We start from the raw sequence: 16397 nt of genomic DNA, 5'->3' as shown, positions 1-16397 counted from the left end.
CGATTCCTGCCAAGCCCCGCATCCCTCCCGATGTCACGTACCAATGACGAGGGGAGGGACTGGAATTGTAACTTCGTATTCCGATGAGATCGGGCCGCGAAGTGATCCCTTCGATATCGGTCGGACTGGGAGAAACCCCGACGTTGCCGGGAGTTTGACGTTGCCTTGAGGTCGTTACTTGGCGCCGCCGGTCTTCTTCTTGGCAGCCTTCGAGTCGGTGTCCTCCGAGGAGGACGATTTGGGCGGACTGGGAGCGGCGTCTTTGGTGGGGGATTTGGCGGCGACCTTGGAAGTGTCGTCCTTACGGGAGAGGCCGGTGGGACAGACCTTCTTCAACTCGCAACGTGGACAGTCGGGGAGGTCCGCGACGCAGGTGTCGTGGGCGAGTTCTTCGAAAAGCTCAAGGAATTCCGCACCACGATTCTTGGGGACCGCCCGTTCGACGACGCCGCGGAGCGTCGGCGTATCGACCTCGGGATCGGCGATGCCGAGACGCTCGAGGGTGCGTCGGACCGAGGAGTCGATGGGCATGGCGTGGCCGCCGAGCGACTGCTGGGTGACCGTGGCCGTGACATAGTCCGAACCGAGGGCTTCGTACTCCTGGAGCGACTTGATCGATTCCTTCAAAGGCTTCTTCGTCATCGCCTCGAGGTTGAAGCCATAGGTCTTTTCAAAGAGCTGACGGAGGAAGCGCCGGAGGCGCAGTGCGCGTTCGTCGGGATTGGGCAAGCCGACGAGGACTCGCTGGATTTCCTCGAGGGAGCTGACGCGGACCTCGTTCCAGTCGAAGAACTCGTCCTTGAACCGAGAGAGGGCCTGATTCGCCTGCTCGGCGGTCGTCTCTTCGTGGCAAATGCCATAGACCACGGATTCGAGGACGGTCAGCCTTTGCGCACTCCGCTCGGGCTTGAGCTTATAGCGCTTCTTCAGGTATCCGTGGATGTCGTTCAGGAGCTGCGCTTTGCTTTGTGTTGCCATAGGATTCGGATATTTCGGGGCAAGCTCGGTGTCGTATGTGAGGATGGATTAGGGCGAGCAGGGCCGCGGGCCGCCGCGGGCTTCGGTCAGTTCGGTTCCGGTGCGGCCGGCTCGAGATCCTCGGCGTCTTGCGGTGCGGCCGGCTCGAGATCCTCGGCGTCTTGCGGTGCGGCCGGCTCGAGATCCTCGGCGTCTTGCGGTGCGGCCGGCTCGTCGGGATTGGCCTGGCGGTCCGACGCGATCGCGGTGTCGATCAGGCGGGAGATCTCGATCGACTTCTTGACGCTGTCGTCTTTCTTGAAGACGAGCGCCGGCGTGAATCGCATCTGGAGCCTGGCGGCGACGCGCGATTGCATGAAGCCGGTCGCATGCTTCAGGGCGTTGTGGACGCGGACTTGTTCGGCCTCGGGGCCCATGATCGAGACGTAGATGCTGGCGTTGCGGAGGTCGCCGGAGACTTCGACGCGGAGAACCGTGACCTGTTTGATCCGGGGATCGGCGATCTCGAAGAGGATGGCTGAGGCGACAACCTCACGGATGGCCTCGGCCACTCGTAGGCTACGGTGGGATGGCATGAAGGATTAGACCTCCGTGATGTCTTGGCTGAGGAGCTCGGCACGAGGGTAGGCGGCGACGGCGTCGGCGACGCGGTCGAGGGTCTCACGGGCGTCGCGCCGGGTGCGGCCGACGGCGGCGATCAAGAGCTCGGCGCGGGTCGGATCGTCGGTGCGGTCGTCATCGGCCACGGAGATATTGAAGTGGCGATGCAACTTTCCCACGATCAACCGCATGCGACGACGCTTCTCCCGCACGGAGGTGCAGTTCCCGACCAGCAATTCCAGGCGGAGGGTAGCCACGGTCATCGCGCCCACCTTGCCGTGCCCCGCGTTGCGGTCTTTCGATCGCGTCAAGGCCGACGAGTCCTCTCCCCGCTCGTCCGAGGGAGGACCCGTCGGTGTTCTGAACCACCTCAAAGTCAAAGCGTCCGACGGATCACGTCGACCCGGTAGGCTTCGATCACGTCGTCGGTCTTCATATCATCGAAGTTGGTGATCTTGATACCGCACTCGAAGCCCTCGCGGACTTCCTTGACGTCGTCCTTGAAGCGTTTGAGGGCCTCGATCCCCCCCTTGTAGATCTCCCGGCCTTCCCGGATGATCCGGGCCTTGGCCGAGCGCTCGACGGTCCCCTGGGTGATGAAGCAGCCGGCGACCATCCCGACCTTCGAGATTCGGAAGGTCTGCCGGACCACGGCCCGCCCGAGGTGGACCTCCTTGATCTCGGGGACGAGCATGCCCTCGACGGCCTTCTTGATCTCGTCGGTCACCTGGTAGATGATGTCATATCGACGAATGTCGATCTTTTTCTCGTCTGCCAAGGTGACGGCGCGGTCTTCGGGGGCGACTCGGAACCCGATGACGATCGCCTGCGAGGCGTCGGCCAGCAGGATGTCGCTCTCGCTGATCCCGCCGACACCCTTGAGGAGGATGCGGATCGGGACTTCGGCGTTCTCGAGCTTTTCCAGCTCCTTGACGAGGGCTTCGAGCGAGCCTTGCACGTCGGCCTTGAGGATCAAGTTGAGGCTCTTGACCTTCTGCTCGGCCATCTTGCTGTAGAGGTTTTCGAGCGTGACGGCCTGGCGTTCGCCCAGTGCGACGCCGCGGGTGCGGAGCCGGCGGGTCTCGGCGATCTCGCGAGCCCTCGAAATGTCGTCGACGACCGCGAACTTCTCGCCCGCGGTCGGGACGGCGTCGAGCCCGGAGACTTCGACCGGCGTCGAAGGGCCGGCTTCGAGGACCGATCGCCCCTTGTCGTCGAAGAGGGCACGGACGCGGCCGAAGCCATCGCCGCAGACCAGGACGTCGCCGACTTTCAGGGTCCCGTCCTGGACGAGCACGGTGGCGACCACGCCTCGGCCTTCGGAGATCGACGCTTCGAGGCAGGTTCCCGACCCAGGTCGGGTCGGGTCGGCCTTCAGATCGCAACGGAGCTCGGCGACGATCCCGAGCATTTCGAGCAGCTCGGGGATCCCCAGCCCGCTGATCGCCGAGGTCTTGATGACGGGGGTATCTCCGCCATATTCCTCGGGTGCGAGATCCTGCTGGGAGAGCTCGCCGTAGATCTTGTTCAGGTTGACGTTGGGGAGGTCGATCTTGTTGAGCGCGACGACGATCGGCACGTCGGCCGCCTTGGCGTGCGCGATGGCCTCTTGCGTCTGCGGCATCACGCCGTCGTCGGCGGCGACGACGAGGACCACGATGTCCGTGACGTTCGCCCCTCGGGCGCGCATCCCGGTGAAGGCTTCGTGGCCTGGCGTGTCGACGAACGTGATCAGGTGGCCTTCGTGCTCGACTTGATAAGCACCGATGTGCTGGGTGATGCCACCGCTCTCGGACTGCACGACGTTGGTCTTGCGGATCCGGTCGAGCAGCGACGTCTTGCCGTGGTCGACGTGCCCGAGGATGGTGATGACCGGCGGTCGGGGCTGGAGGTTCTCCGACGAGGCGTCGGCGGGCTCCATCGAGTCGAGGAGGTCGTCCTCGGCCGTCCGCTCATGGACGACTTCGAGCTCGACGCCGAACTCGAGCGCGAGCATGACCGCCGATTCTTCCTCGAGCGTCGCGTTGATGTTCACGAGCTGACCGAGGCTGTTCATCATCCGCTTGATCAGGTCGTTGGCACGGATCCCGATCGCTTCGGAGAGGCTGCGAACCGTAATCGGCGGCTCGATTTCGGCATGCGACTTACGCGAAGGGGCGAGGGCGGCCCGATGGCCCCCCTTGTGCGGCTTGCGGCCGCCCCTCGAACGTCGTGCCGCTTCCTCTTCGGTTTCGTTGAGGATCGTGGAAGCGGGCGTCGGGGACATGCCGCGACGTTCCGTGGCGCGCTCGGTCCGCTTGGCGCGTCGACCTGCGCGATCGGCCGGAGTGCCGAGTCGCGCGGCGTTTCCGGCACCCTTGCCCTTGCGATCGTCATCCTCGTCGGGAGGCGGAGTGACGGGCGGAGCGACGGGTGGCGGGGTCCCGGTTCCGGGTCGTCGAAGTCCGGGGGCCGGAGGACCGCCAGGACGATGCGCCATCCCACCGCCGGCACCCGGAGGGCCGGCCGGGCGGGGGCCCATCCCGGGACGATTCGGGCCGGCACCCGGGCGCGAAGGCGCACCGGGCGGTTGATTGTTCAACTGGCCCGACCGCATCATCGCCATCAGTTCTTCGGGCGTGTAACGTTTTTCGGGCCGCTGCGTCTTCACCTCAGGGCCGCCGGTGCCTGGCCGGGGAGGCGCGGGCCTGCGGGGCGGCTGAGCGGGCCCCATCGAGGCGACGGGCGGCAAGGGTCGGCGCGGGCCGCTCGGCGGTTCGCGGCGACCACCTTCGTTCGACCCGCCCTGGAAGGAGTCTTCCTCGTTGCGGCGCCCGGGGGGAAGCACGGGCGGCGGGCCCGTTCGCGGCAGCGGCTGTCTCATCCCGGCGGGCGAGACATAGTCGCCACGCTTCAGGGGAGGCGGAGTCGAGGGGTTGGGACGATAGTCGGCGGGGGGCGTCGGGGGACCGGCGGGACGAGCCGGGGCACCCGGATTGGTCCCACGGTGCGGCGTATGTCCGGAGAGAGGACCGCCTCCCGACCTCGGGGGCGAGGACAGCCCCGAGGAACGGGTCACTGGGGGAGCCCCAGGTGCCGTCGATCCCGTTCCCGTCCCAGTCCCAGTTCCGGGACTGGCGCCAACGCCTGCAACGGGACCGGCTCCCGCGCCGGGTCCGGCTGCGGGACGCGGCGGGGCCTGTCCAACCGCGGGGCGGACGGGAGGGGCCGGAGCCTGGGCCTGGGGCGGCGCCGCGGGCCGGGCTGCCACCGGGGGCTGTGTCGTCGCGGCCGTCGCCGCGGGGGGGACCGGAGGAGTTGCGGGGGCCACCGGCGCGGGTGGTGTCGCCGCGGAGGAGGCCGGCGGGGTCGAGGACGCGGCGGGGCGTTCCGGGGATACCGTCGGGTTGGGACCCGGACGGGTCGACGCTGGGGCTGTCGCGCTGATGGCGGGCGTCTCCGGGGGACTGGGACGGGAGGGAGGCGAAGTCGGGGCCTTCTCGAACGACGGCGCGGTCCGCGGCTCCGCGGCCGACGGACCCTGCATCAATTGCCTGATCCGGTCGACCATCGACGGGTCCAAGCTCGCCAGGGCGCTGAGCTTGACGTCAAGCTCCCAACGCTGAATATGGTCGAGCAGTTCCTGACTCTTCAGACCCAGTTCTTTCGCCAACTCGTGGACACGCGTGGACAACGGCAACTCCTCCTGGGTGAGGCTCCGGCCCGGGACGCTCGCCCGGGCCTGCCCGATCGATCAAGGATGAAAAACCCTGCCGACCGGTCGCCTACCCCCCCAGGCTGAGTGGCTCAAGGGGGCGGTTCGAAGCGGTCGGACCGCGGTGGTAGGCCCATGTGGGGCCTCATGGTTGGTGCATATCCGAATCACGTCCCTCGACCTCGTCGGCCGAGAAAGAGTCTGTGGGTGGCAACGGGGGGACATCCCGCCCTGCGCCGGCTTCGGTTTCCTCGACGGGGCTACCCGATTCGACAGCTTCCGTCACGATGTTCATCGTCTCGTCCTGATCGGCATCACTCGGCGGCGAGGTCACCTCGTGACCGTCACGGTCAGTGAGCGGCTCGGAGGCCAGCGAGAAGTCGCGGATCTCATCCGAGTTTTCGGAGGAAGTCAAGTCCGATTCCTCGTCGCCGGATTCTCCCGAAGGGTCACCCTCGCCCTCGGAGGGGGCATTTTCGTCGTTGCCAAAGAGGTCATCGAGGGTGGGACGAGCGGCCCGACCGGCGCGGCCATCCCCTCCATCGCCGTTGCTCCCTTCGGTGTTCGACTCGACGGCCGCTGGGGCTGGTGTTCGGGCACCCTTGCGTCGGGGCATCTCCTCGGCTTGTTCTTCGGCCAGGGTCTCGGCCTGGCCCACGAATTCGACCGCCTGTTCTTCGGTGAGGCCGTCGATCGTGTTCACCAGGTCGGAGATTTCCATCACCGACAGGTCGTCGTAACTGAGGATCCCCTGTTCGACGAGCTTCTCGGCAAGGTCGGTGTCGATCCCCTCAATCTTCGTGAAGGCGGCAACGGCCTTTTCAATGAGTTCGTCGAGCTCCTCGCTGGTCATGATCTCGATGTCCCAGCCGACGAGCTTCGACGCGAGGCGGACGTTTTGCCCGCGACGCCCGATCGCCAGGGACAGTTGGTCTTCGCGAACGAGGACGATGGCCCGGCCGAGGAGTTGGCAGAGCATAACCTCGTCGATTTCGGCCGGCTGGAGGGCGTTGGGGATCAAGACCTGGAGCGACTCGTTCCATCGCACGATGTCGATCCGCTCGCCCCCCAACTCGTCGACGATGTTCTTGATGCGGGTCCCGCGAACGCCGACGCACGCACCCACCGCGTCGACCTTCGAGTCGATCGAGGTGACGGCGACCTTGGACCGATACCCCGCCTCGCGGGCGAGGGCGCGTATGGAAATGATCTGGTCGGCGATTTCGGGGATCTCAAGCTCGAAGAGGCGACGAACGAAGTCAGGATGCGTCCGGCTCAGGATGATCTTTACCCGTTGTCCGACTTTCCGAACGTCGAGGATGACGGCGCGGATTCGTTCGTTCGGGTGATGGCTCTCGCCGGGGATCTGCTCGCTGCGGGGGAGGAGGGCGTCAGTCTTGCCCAGGTTGACCGTGACCGCCCCGCCTTCGAACCGCTGGACGGTGCCCGTGATAAGGTCACCGCGCTGGTCTTCGAACTCATCGAAGAGGCTATCGCGCTCGGCCTCGCGAATCTTCTGGATAATGACCTGCTTCGCGGTCTGGGCGGCGATTCGCCCGAGTTCGGCGGGGTCCATCCGGTGGCCGTCTTTGGTGGCCTCGATCGTGCCGGATTCTTGATCGATGTGGACGAGGATCTCGGTCGCTTCGGGATAGTGTTTCTTCGCCGCGGTGGCGAGCGCCGACTGGATGCCCTCGAACAGAACATCCTTGGGGATGTTCTTGTCGCGGTGAATGCTATCGACAATGCGAACCAGATCGACGCTCATTCGACTCCTCCGAGGCGTAGCACGATTGCGAGGATCGACAGGAACCGCGCAAAACCTGGACATCACGCCCCAAGGAGGCGTGATTCAGGTTTCATGCCGCAGCGTGCCGACCCAGGCCACGCCTCCTTGGACGCCCTCGAATCGCCCGACTCGGGAGTGACCCGGGCCGTGGAGACTCAAGGTTCATGCCGGAGCGGATCCAAAATCCGCATACGGCCCCAAGAGTTTAATCTAACAATCGGTTGACAGCACTGTCAAGCGTCCGAACAATTGGCGGTATTCTCCGGAAAAGTGAGGTCCGCTTGATGTCACCCGCGCTCGATCCCGATGGCTTGAGGACGGTCTTGGAGGCCGCCGGTTGGCGGTACACAGCCCAACGTTTGGCGGTTTACGAGCACCTGAGTGGTGCCGAGCACCACCCGACGGCCGAAGACGTCTTTCGCGGCGTTCGGAGCCGTGTCCCCAAGATCAGCCTCGCCACCGTCTACAAGGCGCTCGAGACTCTGGTGGCGTGCGGACTTGCGACGAAGCTCACGGCCGGCGACGGATCGGCACGTTATGACGCCCGGAGCGATCACCACTACCACCTACGTTGCCTCCATTCAGGTTCGGTCCACGACCTGCCAACCCAGTTCGATCCTGACCTTATCGACAAGCTCGACCCGGACCTGACCCGAGAGCTTCGGCAGCAGGGCTTCCGGGTGACCGGTTATCGGCTGGAGCTCGTGGGCTACTTCGACCCCTCCTCGGCCGAAAGTGGTGACGGGGCTGTCGATCGATGATGAGGGATGCCTTGACCACGCCGACGCTCGTCGACACCCATGCCCACCTCGACGACCCCCGACTCTACAACGACCTCGACGCGGTCCTCACCCGAGCTCGTCTGGCCGGGGTTGGCCAGGTGGTCGCAATCGGCACCACCGCCGAAGACAGCGGTCTCGTGGCCGCAATCGCCCGAGAACGTCCCGGGGTATTCGCAGCGGTCGGGATCCATCCCAACCACATCACCGAGGCGAGGGACGGAGACTGGGAACGAATCCTCTCCCTGATCGGTCAACCCAAGGTTGTCGCGGTGGGGGAGACAGGCCTCGATCGATATCGCGACAACACTCCCTTCGAGCTGCAACAAGAGAGTTTCGACCGTCACCTGAGCCTGGCGAGGGAATGCGACCTCCCCGTCGTGATCCACTGTCGCGAGAGTGCTCGCGATATCCTCGACCAGTTGAATCGAGGTCTTCGTCCTATACGAGGGATCCTCCACTCCTTCACCGGGAGTTGGGATGAGGCTTGTGAGTTCCTCGAACTGGGGCTCCACCTCTCATTCGCGGGGATGCTGACCTTCGAGAATAAGTCGCTCGACGACCTCCGAGACGTCGCCTCCCGCATTCCGCTCGACCGACTGCTCGTGGAGACGGATAGTCCCTACTTAAGCCCACATCCCTTCCGCGGGAAGACGAACGAGCCCGCTCGCGTCGCGCTGACCGCCGAAACGCTCGCCCGGCTGAAGGATATCCCGGTTGCGAGCTTGGCCGAAATCACGACCGCGAATGCGCGGAAGCTTTTCCGGCTGCCCGATGACGATCGGCTGGTTTGAGACAGACGCGTGAGCTCAGTCGGTTTCGAGGAAAATCCTTCCTCGAAACTTGAAGGAAAATCGATTCGGCTCGCGGATTTTCAGGGAGGTAGAGAGAATCGTGAACCGCGTTTCGCCGGGACGAGAACATTCCAAAAGGCCGGTTCATTTTCCCAAAATCCGGTCGACGTCGGGCCTTGGAGTGGTGTTGCAGCCCCTCGATTTTACCCAGTCGTCATAAAATCGCGGATTCTGGGGAAACATTTCCGAAAATCGGGTATACTCCCACGAGCAAAGATTGGGGTTTGGTATGGGTCAGTTCGGGATTGCCGGTCTCCTCTAAGGACACCCCTCCCGGGAGATTGGCCCGAACTTTGCTCTCACATCCAGCGTCTTTACTCTTGCGAAAGAAAGTCGTCGGCCAAGTGGGTTCGGAGGTCGGTGATGGACGCCTTCTTGAATATTAAAGCGATCCTGGTGTTTGGGCCGATCGTGGGTCTATTCGTGCTGGGCCTCGTGATCACCCTTCGCAGCGGCGTCGCCAACGTGTCGACCCATCAGGGGATCGAGCGACTCGTCGGAAACCTCTCCCGAGTGCTCCTCCGTGTCGCGGGGTATCTCATCGCCCTTTTGGCCCTTCAGCGCCTTGTCGGTGCGCCTGCCGAGGTCTCCCTGTGAGCTAGGCCTGCGGGCGCGCTATCCAACCAGGCAGCTAACAACGAAACACATGAGCGGCCGAGACTGCCGGGCTATGACGGCGGGCTCGGCCGTTCGTCTCTGAAACAAGGCCAAAGCGCAAGTGAGTGAATTGCCTTCGATTGATTGAAGGATCTACTCGCTTGAGATTCGTGGTTGTGCTGGGACGTTCGGCCTTGACCGACGGGGACGTGCCTACCCGGGCGTCTAGGGTTCCAGCCCGAAGCCGCGGATGAGGGAGGAGATGCGTCCGCCGTCTTGGTCAAACGCCGCGAGCGTTGGGATCCCAAAGGATCTTGTGCTGCTGGAGTTGGAGACGGATTGGGAGCCGGGTCTCGAGGATCCAACTGGCGAGCTCGGTCGGGTTGAGCTTTCCGTGGACGACGCTGAACAGGACGGGGCAGCGTGAGGTGAGGTCGTGTGCCTGGACTTGAGCGATGGCCCACTCAAAGTCGTGGCGATCGCAGAGGACGAATTTGATCTCGTCCTTGGGCTTGAGCTTCGGAATGTTGCTCCAGAGGTTGGCGTCGACTTCACCTGACCCGGGGGTCTTGAGGTCGAGGATGACGTGGACGCGAGTGTCGACGGGGCCGATGTCGAGGGCCCCGCTCGTCTCGAGGAGCACGGTTTTCCCCGCGTCGGCCAGCCGGGTCATTAGCGGTAGGGCTTCCGGCTGGAGAAGTGGCTCTCCGCCGGTCAGCTCGACGAGTTCGTCCCCGAGCGCGAGGGCCTGGTCGAAAACCTCGTCGAGGGTGAGCGGGATCCCATGCCCGAAGGCATGCGGCGTGTCGCAGTATCGGCATCGCAGATGACATGCCGTCAACCGGACGAAGACGCAAGGGAGGCCGACGAATGTGCTCTCGCCCTGGAGGCTCCGGTAGACCTCGTGGACGATGAGGACGCCCGAGGGCTTGCCTTCCAGGGCCTTCAGACGCTGTGGGAACAAAGCCATCGCGTTCGGGAGGAGCGGAAGTGTGCTCGTGCTCGGCGTCAGGTTTTCGTCGACCGCGAATTCGGGCATGATCATCGCTTTGCTGGAGACAATTCGTTCATCGCGAGTGGGACAACAATCGAGTCAACCTGGTTCAAGGCATGACAACCCGACTGATCCGTTGTGTCTCGGCCTTGAGGAAATCGACGTCGAGGAACGGGTCGGCGGAGATGCGCTGGAACCGGACGCGACCCTGGTTGTCGAGCAAGAAGGTGCCGTGGAGCGGCTGATTCTCGAAGTCATCGAAGACCCGGAAGCTCTTGAAGACCTCGTGTCGAGGGTCGGCGAGCAAGGGCATCGGGAAGGCGATCTTATCGGGGTTCGCCTTCAAGGCTTTCAGTTCTTCGGGGCTGTCGGTGCTGAGGGCCACGACCTCGGTGTTGAGCTTCGCGAACTCGCCCAGCTCTTTGCCGAAAAGCTGTAACTGCTGCATGCAGTGGGCGCACTTTCCGCCGAGGACGAAGAGGACGAGGACGTTTTTCCCCTTGTGATCGGCGAGCGTCCAGGGCTTGCCCGTGGTGTCGAGATTCGAGAACGCCGGGGCGGGGTAGGGTGACCACGTCAACGGCCCAAGGGTGGTCAGATCGATCCGACCCACGGTCGCGTCGTCGGTTGAGGGATCCGAAGACTCACCCGGGCGTCGTTTCTCGGACTTCCACCCGTCGACGATCGGGGCCAGGCGTTTGAAGACGGGCAGGTCGCGGTCGGCGGACTTCGCAAGGTCGAGCAATCGGCGATAGGCCTCCTGGGCCTCGACGTCCTTGCCGGTGGCGTGGAGGATTTCGACCTGGGCCGCGACGGGAGGGATCTGGTTCTCCAGGTTCTCCACGGCCTTCTTGGCGAAGCTCTCGGCAAATCCGAAGTTACGAGCGGCGAGGTGGGCGCGCGCCAGGGCTTCGGGCCGCATCGAGGTGGCCTTGGCGAAGCGCCGGAATGCTTCGTCGACGTTACCCTTCGCGAGTTCCTGATAACCTTCCAGCTCGGCCAGGGCGGATTGGGTCGCCGGGCTGGCTCGGTCCCAGGGATAAGTGGTGGGTGGGGCGTCTTGCTTTCGCTTGTTCGAGTCGGTGCCGGCCTTGGATTCCTCCGTCGCCAGGGCCTTGAGGGCCTCGACTTGCTCGCCGAGCTTGGCCTGGTCGCCCTTGGCCGCATAAGCGAGCCCCAACGTGTAGGCCCGCTCTTTTTTCTCGATGGGCAGGTCCGACCAGTCGAGGACGCCCGAATTGGTGGCGGCGATCAGGTCGTCCCAGAGCTCGTAGCGCGCGAGGGCCTCGGCCCAGCGGACTCGGCCGCTCCGCTGGGGTGAACCCCCGTCATTCTTGGTGTTCTTGTTCGGGTCGCGCGGCTGTTCCACGAGGTTCTTCGCAACGGCGATCGCCTCGCGCACGCGGCCGATGTGGCTCAAGCTCGTGGCGAGCCATTGGTTATTATGAGCATAGTTGTGGATCTCGAAGGGCATGATCCGGTCGCGGGCCATGGACGCGTGGTCGACCCTGGCGGAGCCTTCTTGCTGATACGCCGCGTCGGAATAACGCTTCAACCCGGTGTAGGTGTGGCCGGGCATGTGCCAGGCGTGGGCGATGCCGAGCGCCGTCTTCGCATAAAGGGCGGCCGACTTCTCGGCCCGCACCGGCTTGACGCCATCCCAAAGGTGGATGCGGTAGTGGTGGGAACCGGGGTGCATCGGTTCGCCCTGCATGACGGATTCGATGAGAGTATCGACCGCCTGGCGGCTGCCGATCCCGTCGTTTCCGGCATTCTGCCAGGTAACCATCGCCAGCCATGCCCTCGCGTCGAGATCGGCCGGGAACTCCTGAACGATCGTCTCGAGGCCGAGTAGATGATTCTTCTTCCGAGTCTTTTCGTCGACCCCGTCCTTATAGAGGGCCTCGAGGGCGTCGAGGTAGAGCTTCTCGCGAGGCGAGAGTTTCGCGTCGCGTTTCCGTGCTTCCTTGAGGAACCCGCGAGCCCGCTTGTCGTTGTTGACGTTCGACATCGCCAGCCCCCAGTAGGCCATGGCGCAGTCGGGATCGATCATGGCGGCCTGTCGGAACGACCGCTCGGACTCGAAGTAGTAGAACGAATGGAGTTGCGCGACCCCTTGATCGACGAACAACTGGGCGTCCGGCTTCGTCGTGGTGACGGAGAAATGGACCTTGCCCATTCCCGGCATCAGGTAAGCCTTCTGCCTCGGCCCGTCATTGAAGGCCTCGCCGTGGATCGAGTGCCCGAACGCAGGGACCGCGGGGTTGGCCTCGGTCGCTGGCGCGGAGGACTGTGCGGGCTCGTCACCTCGCGTCGAGGCGACGGCGGCCAGGGCGGTCGCCAGCCCCAGGATCCAACTCGGCGTTGAACGCATCTCGGAATCTCCACTCGTCGGACCCTACTGACGGAGGCAACCTTACGGAGCCTTGTTCGCATTCGTCCGTTCGATTTTTGCGGAATCCCTTCGAAATTGCGAGCCTTCCCGCCCAACATCCAGATTGCGTCGGAGGTTGACAGTCCGAAACCTCAGACCCATAGTGGTTCGGGTAGACGCTGGTTCGAGGGACTCTCACCAGGGGAGAACTCGCCGATGCTCCGCAGCTCACTCGTGGCCTTTGCGATCGTCTCGAGCCTGAACCTTGGCTCAGGCCGATGGGTGTGGGCCCAACGACCCGATCGGTCGGAGTCCGTCGGTCGAGACGTTCCCTTGGATAATGAGCAGGACCCATTGCGGCCCTTCACCTCACGGAAGGCCCCGGCGAACCTCGACCGCGGCTACGCAAGGCCGGTCCCACGCGAGGCACCCGTCCGTGCCAATCCCTACGCACGACGCTATCAGTATTTCCCCCGGGCGGTCCAGAGCCCGAACGCCGCCGCGGTCCGGCACCACTGCGTCCCGAGCCGACACGGAATGCTCATGCGTTGAGATGTCCTGATCCTTCAATTATTCGATCGGATAACCCCACTCCTCGAAGCTGCGACCCCATTCCTGATTGATCACCCGACGGGTCGAGTCGGGGAGGCGTGGATATGCATTCTTGCGGTAGCTCGCCAACGAATCGACGTATTCCACCAATTGGGGTAGGGTCGCGTCGTATCCGTCGAGGTCGAGCGCCTCGTAAACCGATCGGATCTGGCCGATGGGATCGAGCTCGAGGTCCTCGAAGGCGAGCTCGTGGAAGCGTCCTTCGGGGATTAGGTGGCGTTCCTCGAAGAATGCGTCGTGCATGGCCCGGTAGGTCCGGATGACCACGGCGTCCAGGTCCTCCGAAAGGGGACGTTGGAACTGCAAGGATCGCGTGAGGATATCGTTGAGATGCCGGGTTGATTGGAACACCGTGTACGGGTTGCGCCGGATGTGGACGAATCTCGCGTCGGGGAAGATCTCGAGGAGGCGACGGATCCGACCCGTGTGCGGGGGCGACTTGAGGAGGAGCGGACGGTCGTACTTCAGGGTGAGTTTCTTGAGGAACCGGACGAGGGCGTTCTGCCAGCGTACGACCTCGGCCTCGGGAACATCTCGGAACGTCAGGTATCGCTCGTAATGTTCCCTCCGCTTCGGGAATGCCCAGGCCAGGTACGGCGAGTGGAGCGACGCCGTCGCGGTTGCAAACTCGTCCTCATTGGGCATCTGCAGCCCCTGGGCAACATTGTCGAAGGCGCGGGTATGGGGGATCAGGGGCCGGACGAGGCTCGTCCTGGCGTCTTCGGTCCCCAGGAACGTGTGGGGGAAGAAGACCTGGTAGAGATTCGGGAAGGCGAACTGGTCGTCGAGGGCGAGCAAGGTGTGGAGTAAGGTCGTCCCGCTCCGCCAGTGCCCGAGGATGAAGAGAGGTGGCTTGACGGTGACGTCCCGGAGTCGAGCCCCGAACTCCCGGTCTTCTCTGAAGCCGTAGTACGAGTTCAGGAGACTTCCAACCGTCAACAGACCCGCCCGAGGCAAAGCGGGCAGGTCGATGGCAAATCGGTTGTCCCGGACGATCCGGCACCAGTCGCGGAAGGTCACGCCGCAGAGGTTCGTGAATAGGGTCTTGAACATCCAGACGCGGATCGACTCCGTCCGCTCCGAGACGGACGCCTGGGGCTCGGTCGCAACAAAAGTTGCCACGTTGACTCCTTCGATCGACTCCCCCGGCCGGGCGGTTCGATGGTTGGTGGTAGATCTTTTCTAAGGTGCGCCGCTTCCCTATATTGTGCATTCTGTGCGCCATTTGGCGAATCAAACGAGTGGGTCTCTCGTCGTTTCTTCGAAATTAACTCGGAGGGGATCGTCCCTGGTCTTGTCGAGAACCGACACGTTAAGATGCCTCCAGACGCTCGAGGGGTTGGCCTCCGGAGCGTTTCTCGAGGCTAATAGACTCCTTTCGATGAGATAGGCTTGGGGCGGATAGGGAACGAATGGCGGGAATCAGTCTCGAAAAACCCCTGGTCGGGGTGGTGATGGGAAGCCGCTCCGACTGGGCCACGCTCCGGCATTCCTCGGAGGTCCTCAACGATCTGGGGATTCCTCATGAGACCAAGGTCGTCTCGGCGCACCGGACCCCGGATCGGCTGTACGCCTACGGACGCGAGGCCGAGGAACGGGGCCTGGAGTTGATCATCGCCGGGGCAGGGGGGGCGGCACACCTTCCCGGGATGCTTGCCGCGGTCTCGATCCTGCCGATCCTCGGGGTGCCCGTCGAGAGCCAGGTCCTGCGCGGGGTCGATTCCCTGCTCTCCATCGTCCAGATGCCAAGAGGCATTCCCGTAGGGACCCTCGCAATCGGGGCGTCGGGGGCGGCGAACGCCGGATTGCTGGCGGCCGCGATCCTGGCGAGGAAATATCCGGGGATCCGAGACGCCCTGGAACGTTTCCGCCGAACGCAGACCGAGTCGGTCGCGGAGTCGCCCCAATGAGCCCGAGCGGCCCTGCCAACGTCCTCCATCCCCCTGCGTCGCTCGGCGTCATCGGCGGCGGTCAACTCGGACGAATGTTCCTCCAGGCGGCTCAGCGCCTGGGATTTCGGGCCGGCGTCCTTAGCGCGACCGATGACTCACCGGGGGCGCAGGTCGCCAACTGGTCGGTGATCGCGCCTCCCGATCATCTCCCGGGACTTCGAACGTTCGCCGAGATGGCCGAGGGTGTGACGGTCGAGTTCGAGAACGTCTCGGCGCCTGCGTTGCGTTGGCTCGCCCGTCGACGACTGGTCCGGCCGGGTTGGCGGACCGTCTGGGTGAGCCAAAATCGGCTCCGAGAAAAAAGCTTCCTCGCACGGAGCGGGATTCCCCTCGCGCCTTGGCGGCCGGTTCGCACCGAGGCCGAGCTTGCCGAGGCGGTCGAGTCTCTCGGCTGCCCCCTCATTTTGAAGACGGCCGCCTCGGGCTACGACGGCAAAGGGCAAGTCCGCGTTGATCGACCCCAGGACGCCGCCTCGGCGTGGTCGAGCCTCGGTCACGTGGCCTGTGTCGCGGAAGGCTGGGTCAGCTTCGAGGCCGAAGTCTCGGTCGTCGTCGTCCGAGGCTACGACGGTGCTTCGGTCGCCTATCCCGCGGGGCTCAACCGGCACGATCGGCACATCCTCGCCTCGACGGTGATGCCCGCTCCGATCGGTCCCGTGGTCACCATGGAAGCCCGAGCTCTGGCACTCTCCGTCGCCCAGGCCCTGGGGACCATTGGGGTGCTGACGGTCGAGTTCTTCCTGACGTCCGGTGGGACGTTGCTCGTCAATGAACTTGCACCTCGGCCGCACAACTCCGGGCACCTGACGATCGAGGCGGCGGTCAGCAGCCAGTTCGAGCAGCAGGTCCGGGCCCTCTGCGGCCTACCCCTCGGCCAGTCCGACCTGATCGTCCCGGCCGCGATGTTGAACCTGCTGGGGGACCTCTGGGGCGACGGGATGCCGGACTGGGAAGCCGCGATGCGGCTCGACCCGGGGATCAAGCTGCACCTCTACGGCAAGCGAACCGCTGCTCCCGGCCGGAAGATGGGGCATATCACCGTGCTCGATCCCGACCCGGACGCTGCGCTCCGCAGGGCCTTGGCAGCCCGTCGTGCCCTGAACCCGAAGGTTTCGTGATCCCATAAATCTACGATAAGCCTCTCGCAATCCTACCGACCACGGCCGGACGACCT

Annotated in this window: 15 protein-coding genes; 7 read left to right on the top strand and 8 right to left on the bottom strand. The window is 64.3% G+C overall.

Annotation, left to right across the window (positions count from 1 at the left end):
* Nucleotides 1-174: 174 nt before the first annotated feature.
* The 4 genes from ACYOEI_RS05135 to infB all read right to left on the bottom strand — a co-directional run bounded on the left by ACYOEI_RS05135 (nt 175) and on the right by infB (nt 4405).
* Nucleotides 175-978 carry an endonuclease III domain-containing protein gene (locus tag ACYOEI_RS05135; protein ID WP_462848253.1) on the bottom strand — a complete coding sequence of 268 codons (804 nt, stop codon included), beginning with the start codon at nt 976-978 and terminating at the stop codon, nt 175-177.
* 86 nt (nt 979-1064) lie between these two features.
* Nucleotides 1065-1553, bottom strand: coding sequence for a 30S ribosome-binding factor RbfA (rbfA, locus tag ACYOEI_RS05130; RefSeq protein ID WP_462848252.1), 489 nt, complete (start codon nt 1551-1553; stop codon nt 1065-1067).
* A 6-nt stretch (nt 1554-1559) separates the two neighbouring features.
* Nucleotides 1560-1889, bottom strand: coding sequence for a DUF503 domain-containing protein (locus ACYOEI_RS05125; RefSeq protein WP_462848251.1), 330 nt, complete (start codon nt 1887-1889; stop codon nt 1560-1562).
* 65 nt (nt 1890-1954) lie between these two features.
* Nucleotides 1955-4405 (bottom strand): translation initiation factor IF-2, encoded by a 2451-nt coding sequence (gene infB, locus ACYOEI_RS05120; protein WP_462848249.1) that lies wholly within the window; start codon nt 4403-4405, stop codon nt 1955-1957.
* 148 nt (nt 4406-4553) lie between these two features.
* Between infB and ACYOEI_RS05115 the strand changes: the two genes are divergently transcribed.
* Nucleotides 4554-5183: a hypothetical protein gene (locus ACYOEI_RS05115; RefSeq protein ID WP_462848248.1), complete on the top strand. Its 630-nt coding sequence runs from the start codon at nt 4554-4556 to the stop codon at nt 5181-5183.
* Nucleotides 5184-5417: 234 nt separating this feature from the next.
* Here the strand turns inward: ACYOEI_RS05115 and nusA are convergent, their stop codons facing one another.
* A complete protein-coding gene (gene nusA, locus ACYOEI_RS05110) occupies nt 5418-7040 on the bottom strand; it encodes a transcription termination factor NusA (protein ID WP_462848247.1) in 1623 nt (540 codons plus the stop codon).
* Nucleotides 7041-7345: 305 nt separating this feature from the next.
* Here nusA and ACYOEI_RS05105 point away from each other — a divergent pair, with 305 nt between their 5' ends.
* The 3 genes from ACYOEI_RS05105 to ACYOEI_RS05095 all read left to right on the top strand — a co-directional run bounded on the left by ACYOEI_RS05105 (nt 7346) and on the right by ACYOEI_RS05095 (nt 9291).
* On the top strand, nt 7346-7822 hold the full coding sequence (locus tag ACYOEI_RS05105) for a Fur family transcriptional regulator (RefSeq protein ID WP_462848246.1): 477 nt from the start codon (nt 7346-7348) through the stop codon (nt 7820-7822).
* On the top strand, nt 7819-8634 hold the full coding sequence (locus ACYOEI_RS05100) for a TatD family hydrolase (protein ID WP_462848244.1): 816 nt from the start codon (nt 7819-7821) through the stop codon (nt 8632-8634). The genes ACYOEI_RS05105 and ACYOEI_RS05100 overlap by 4 nt, the downstream gene beginning before the upstream one ends.
* A 423-nt stretch (nt 8635-9057) precedes the next feature.
* On the top strand, nt 9058-9291 hold the full coding sequence (locus ACYOEI_RS05095) for a hypothetical protein (protein WP_462848243.1): 234 nt from the start codon (nt 9058-9060) through the stop codon (nt 9289-9291).
* A gap of 280 nt (nt 9292-9571) precedes the next feature.
* Here the strand turns inward: ACYOEI_RS05095 and ACYOEI_RS05090 are convergent, their stop codons facing one another.
* Together ACYOEI_RS05090 and ACYOEI_RS05085 are read right to left on the bottom strand one after the other, a co-directional pair.
* A complete protein-coding gene (locus tag ACYOEI_RS05090) occupies nt 9572-10261 on the bottom strand; it encodes a radical SAM protein (RefSeq protein ID WP_462848532.1) in 690 nt (229 codons plus the stop codon).
* A gap of 133 nt (nt 10262-10394) precedes the next feature.
* Nucleotides 10395-12659 carry a redoxin domain-containing protein gene (locus ACYOEI_RS05085; protein WP_462848242.1) on the bottom strand — a complete coding sequence of 755 codons (2265 nt, stop codon included), beginning with the start codon at nt 12657-12659 and terminating at the stop codon, nt 10395-10397.
* Between the two features lie 216 nt (nt 12660-12875).
* Between ACYOEI_RS05085 and ACYOEI_RS05080 the strand changes: the two genes are divergently transcribed.
* A complete protein-coding gene (locus tag ACYOEI_RS05080) occupies nt 12876-13211 on the top strand; it encodes a hypothetical protein (protein WP_462848241.1) in 336 nt (111 codons plus the stop codon).
* An 18-nt stretch (nt 13212-13229) separates the two neighbouring features.
* Here ACYOEI_RS05080 and ACYOEI_RS05075 read toward each other — a convergent pair whose 3' ends face one another.
* Nucleotides 13230-14393: a sulfotransferase family protein gene (locus ACYOEI_RS05075; RefSeq protein ID WP_462848240.1), complete on the bottom strand. Its 1164-nt coding sequence runs from the start codon at nt 14391-14393 to the stop codon at nt 13230-13232.
* 290 nt (nt 14394-14683) lie between these two features.
* Here ACYOEI_RS05075 and purE point away from each other — a divergent pair, with 290 nt between their 5' ends.
* Nucleotides 14684-15181: a 5-(carboxyamino)imidazole ribonucleotide mutase gene (purE, locus tag ACYOEI_RS05070; RefSeq protein WP_462848239.1), complete on the top strand. Its 498-nt coding sequence runs from the start codon at nt 14684-14686 to the stop codon at nt 15179-15181.
* On the top strand, nt 15178-16341 hold the full coding sequence (locus ACYOEI_RS05065; protein ID WP_462848238.1) for a 5-(carboxyamino)imidazole ribonucleotide synthase: 1164 nt from the start codon (nt 15178-15180) through the stop codon (nt 16339-16341). Before purE ends, ACYOEI_RS05065 begins: the two co-directional genes overlap by 4 nt.
* The last annotated feature ends 56 nt before the right edge of the window (nt 16342-16397 follow it).

It is taken from the genome of Singulisphaera rosea, assembly GCF_054877945.1.
The sequence above is the reverse complement of the archived record's forward strand: the minus strand, read 5'-3'. Positions and strand labels throughout refer to the sequence as shown.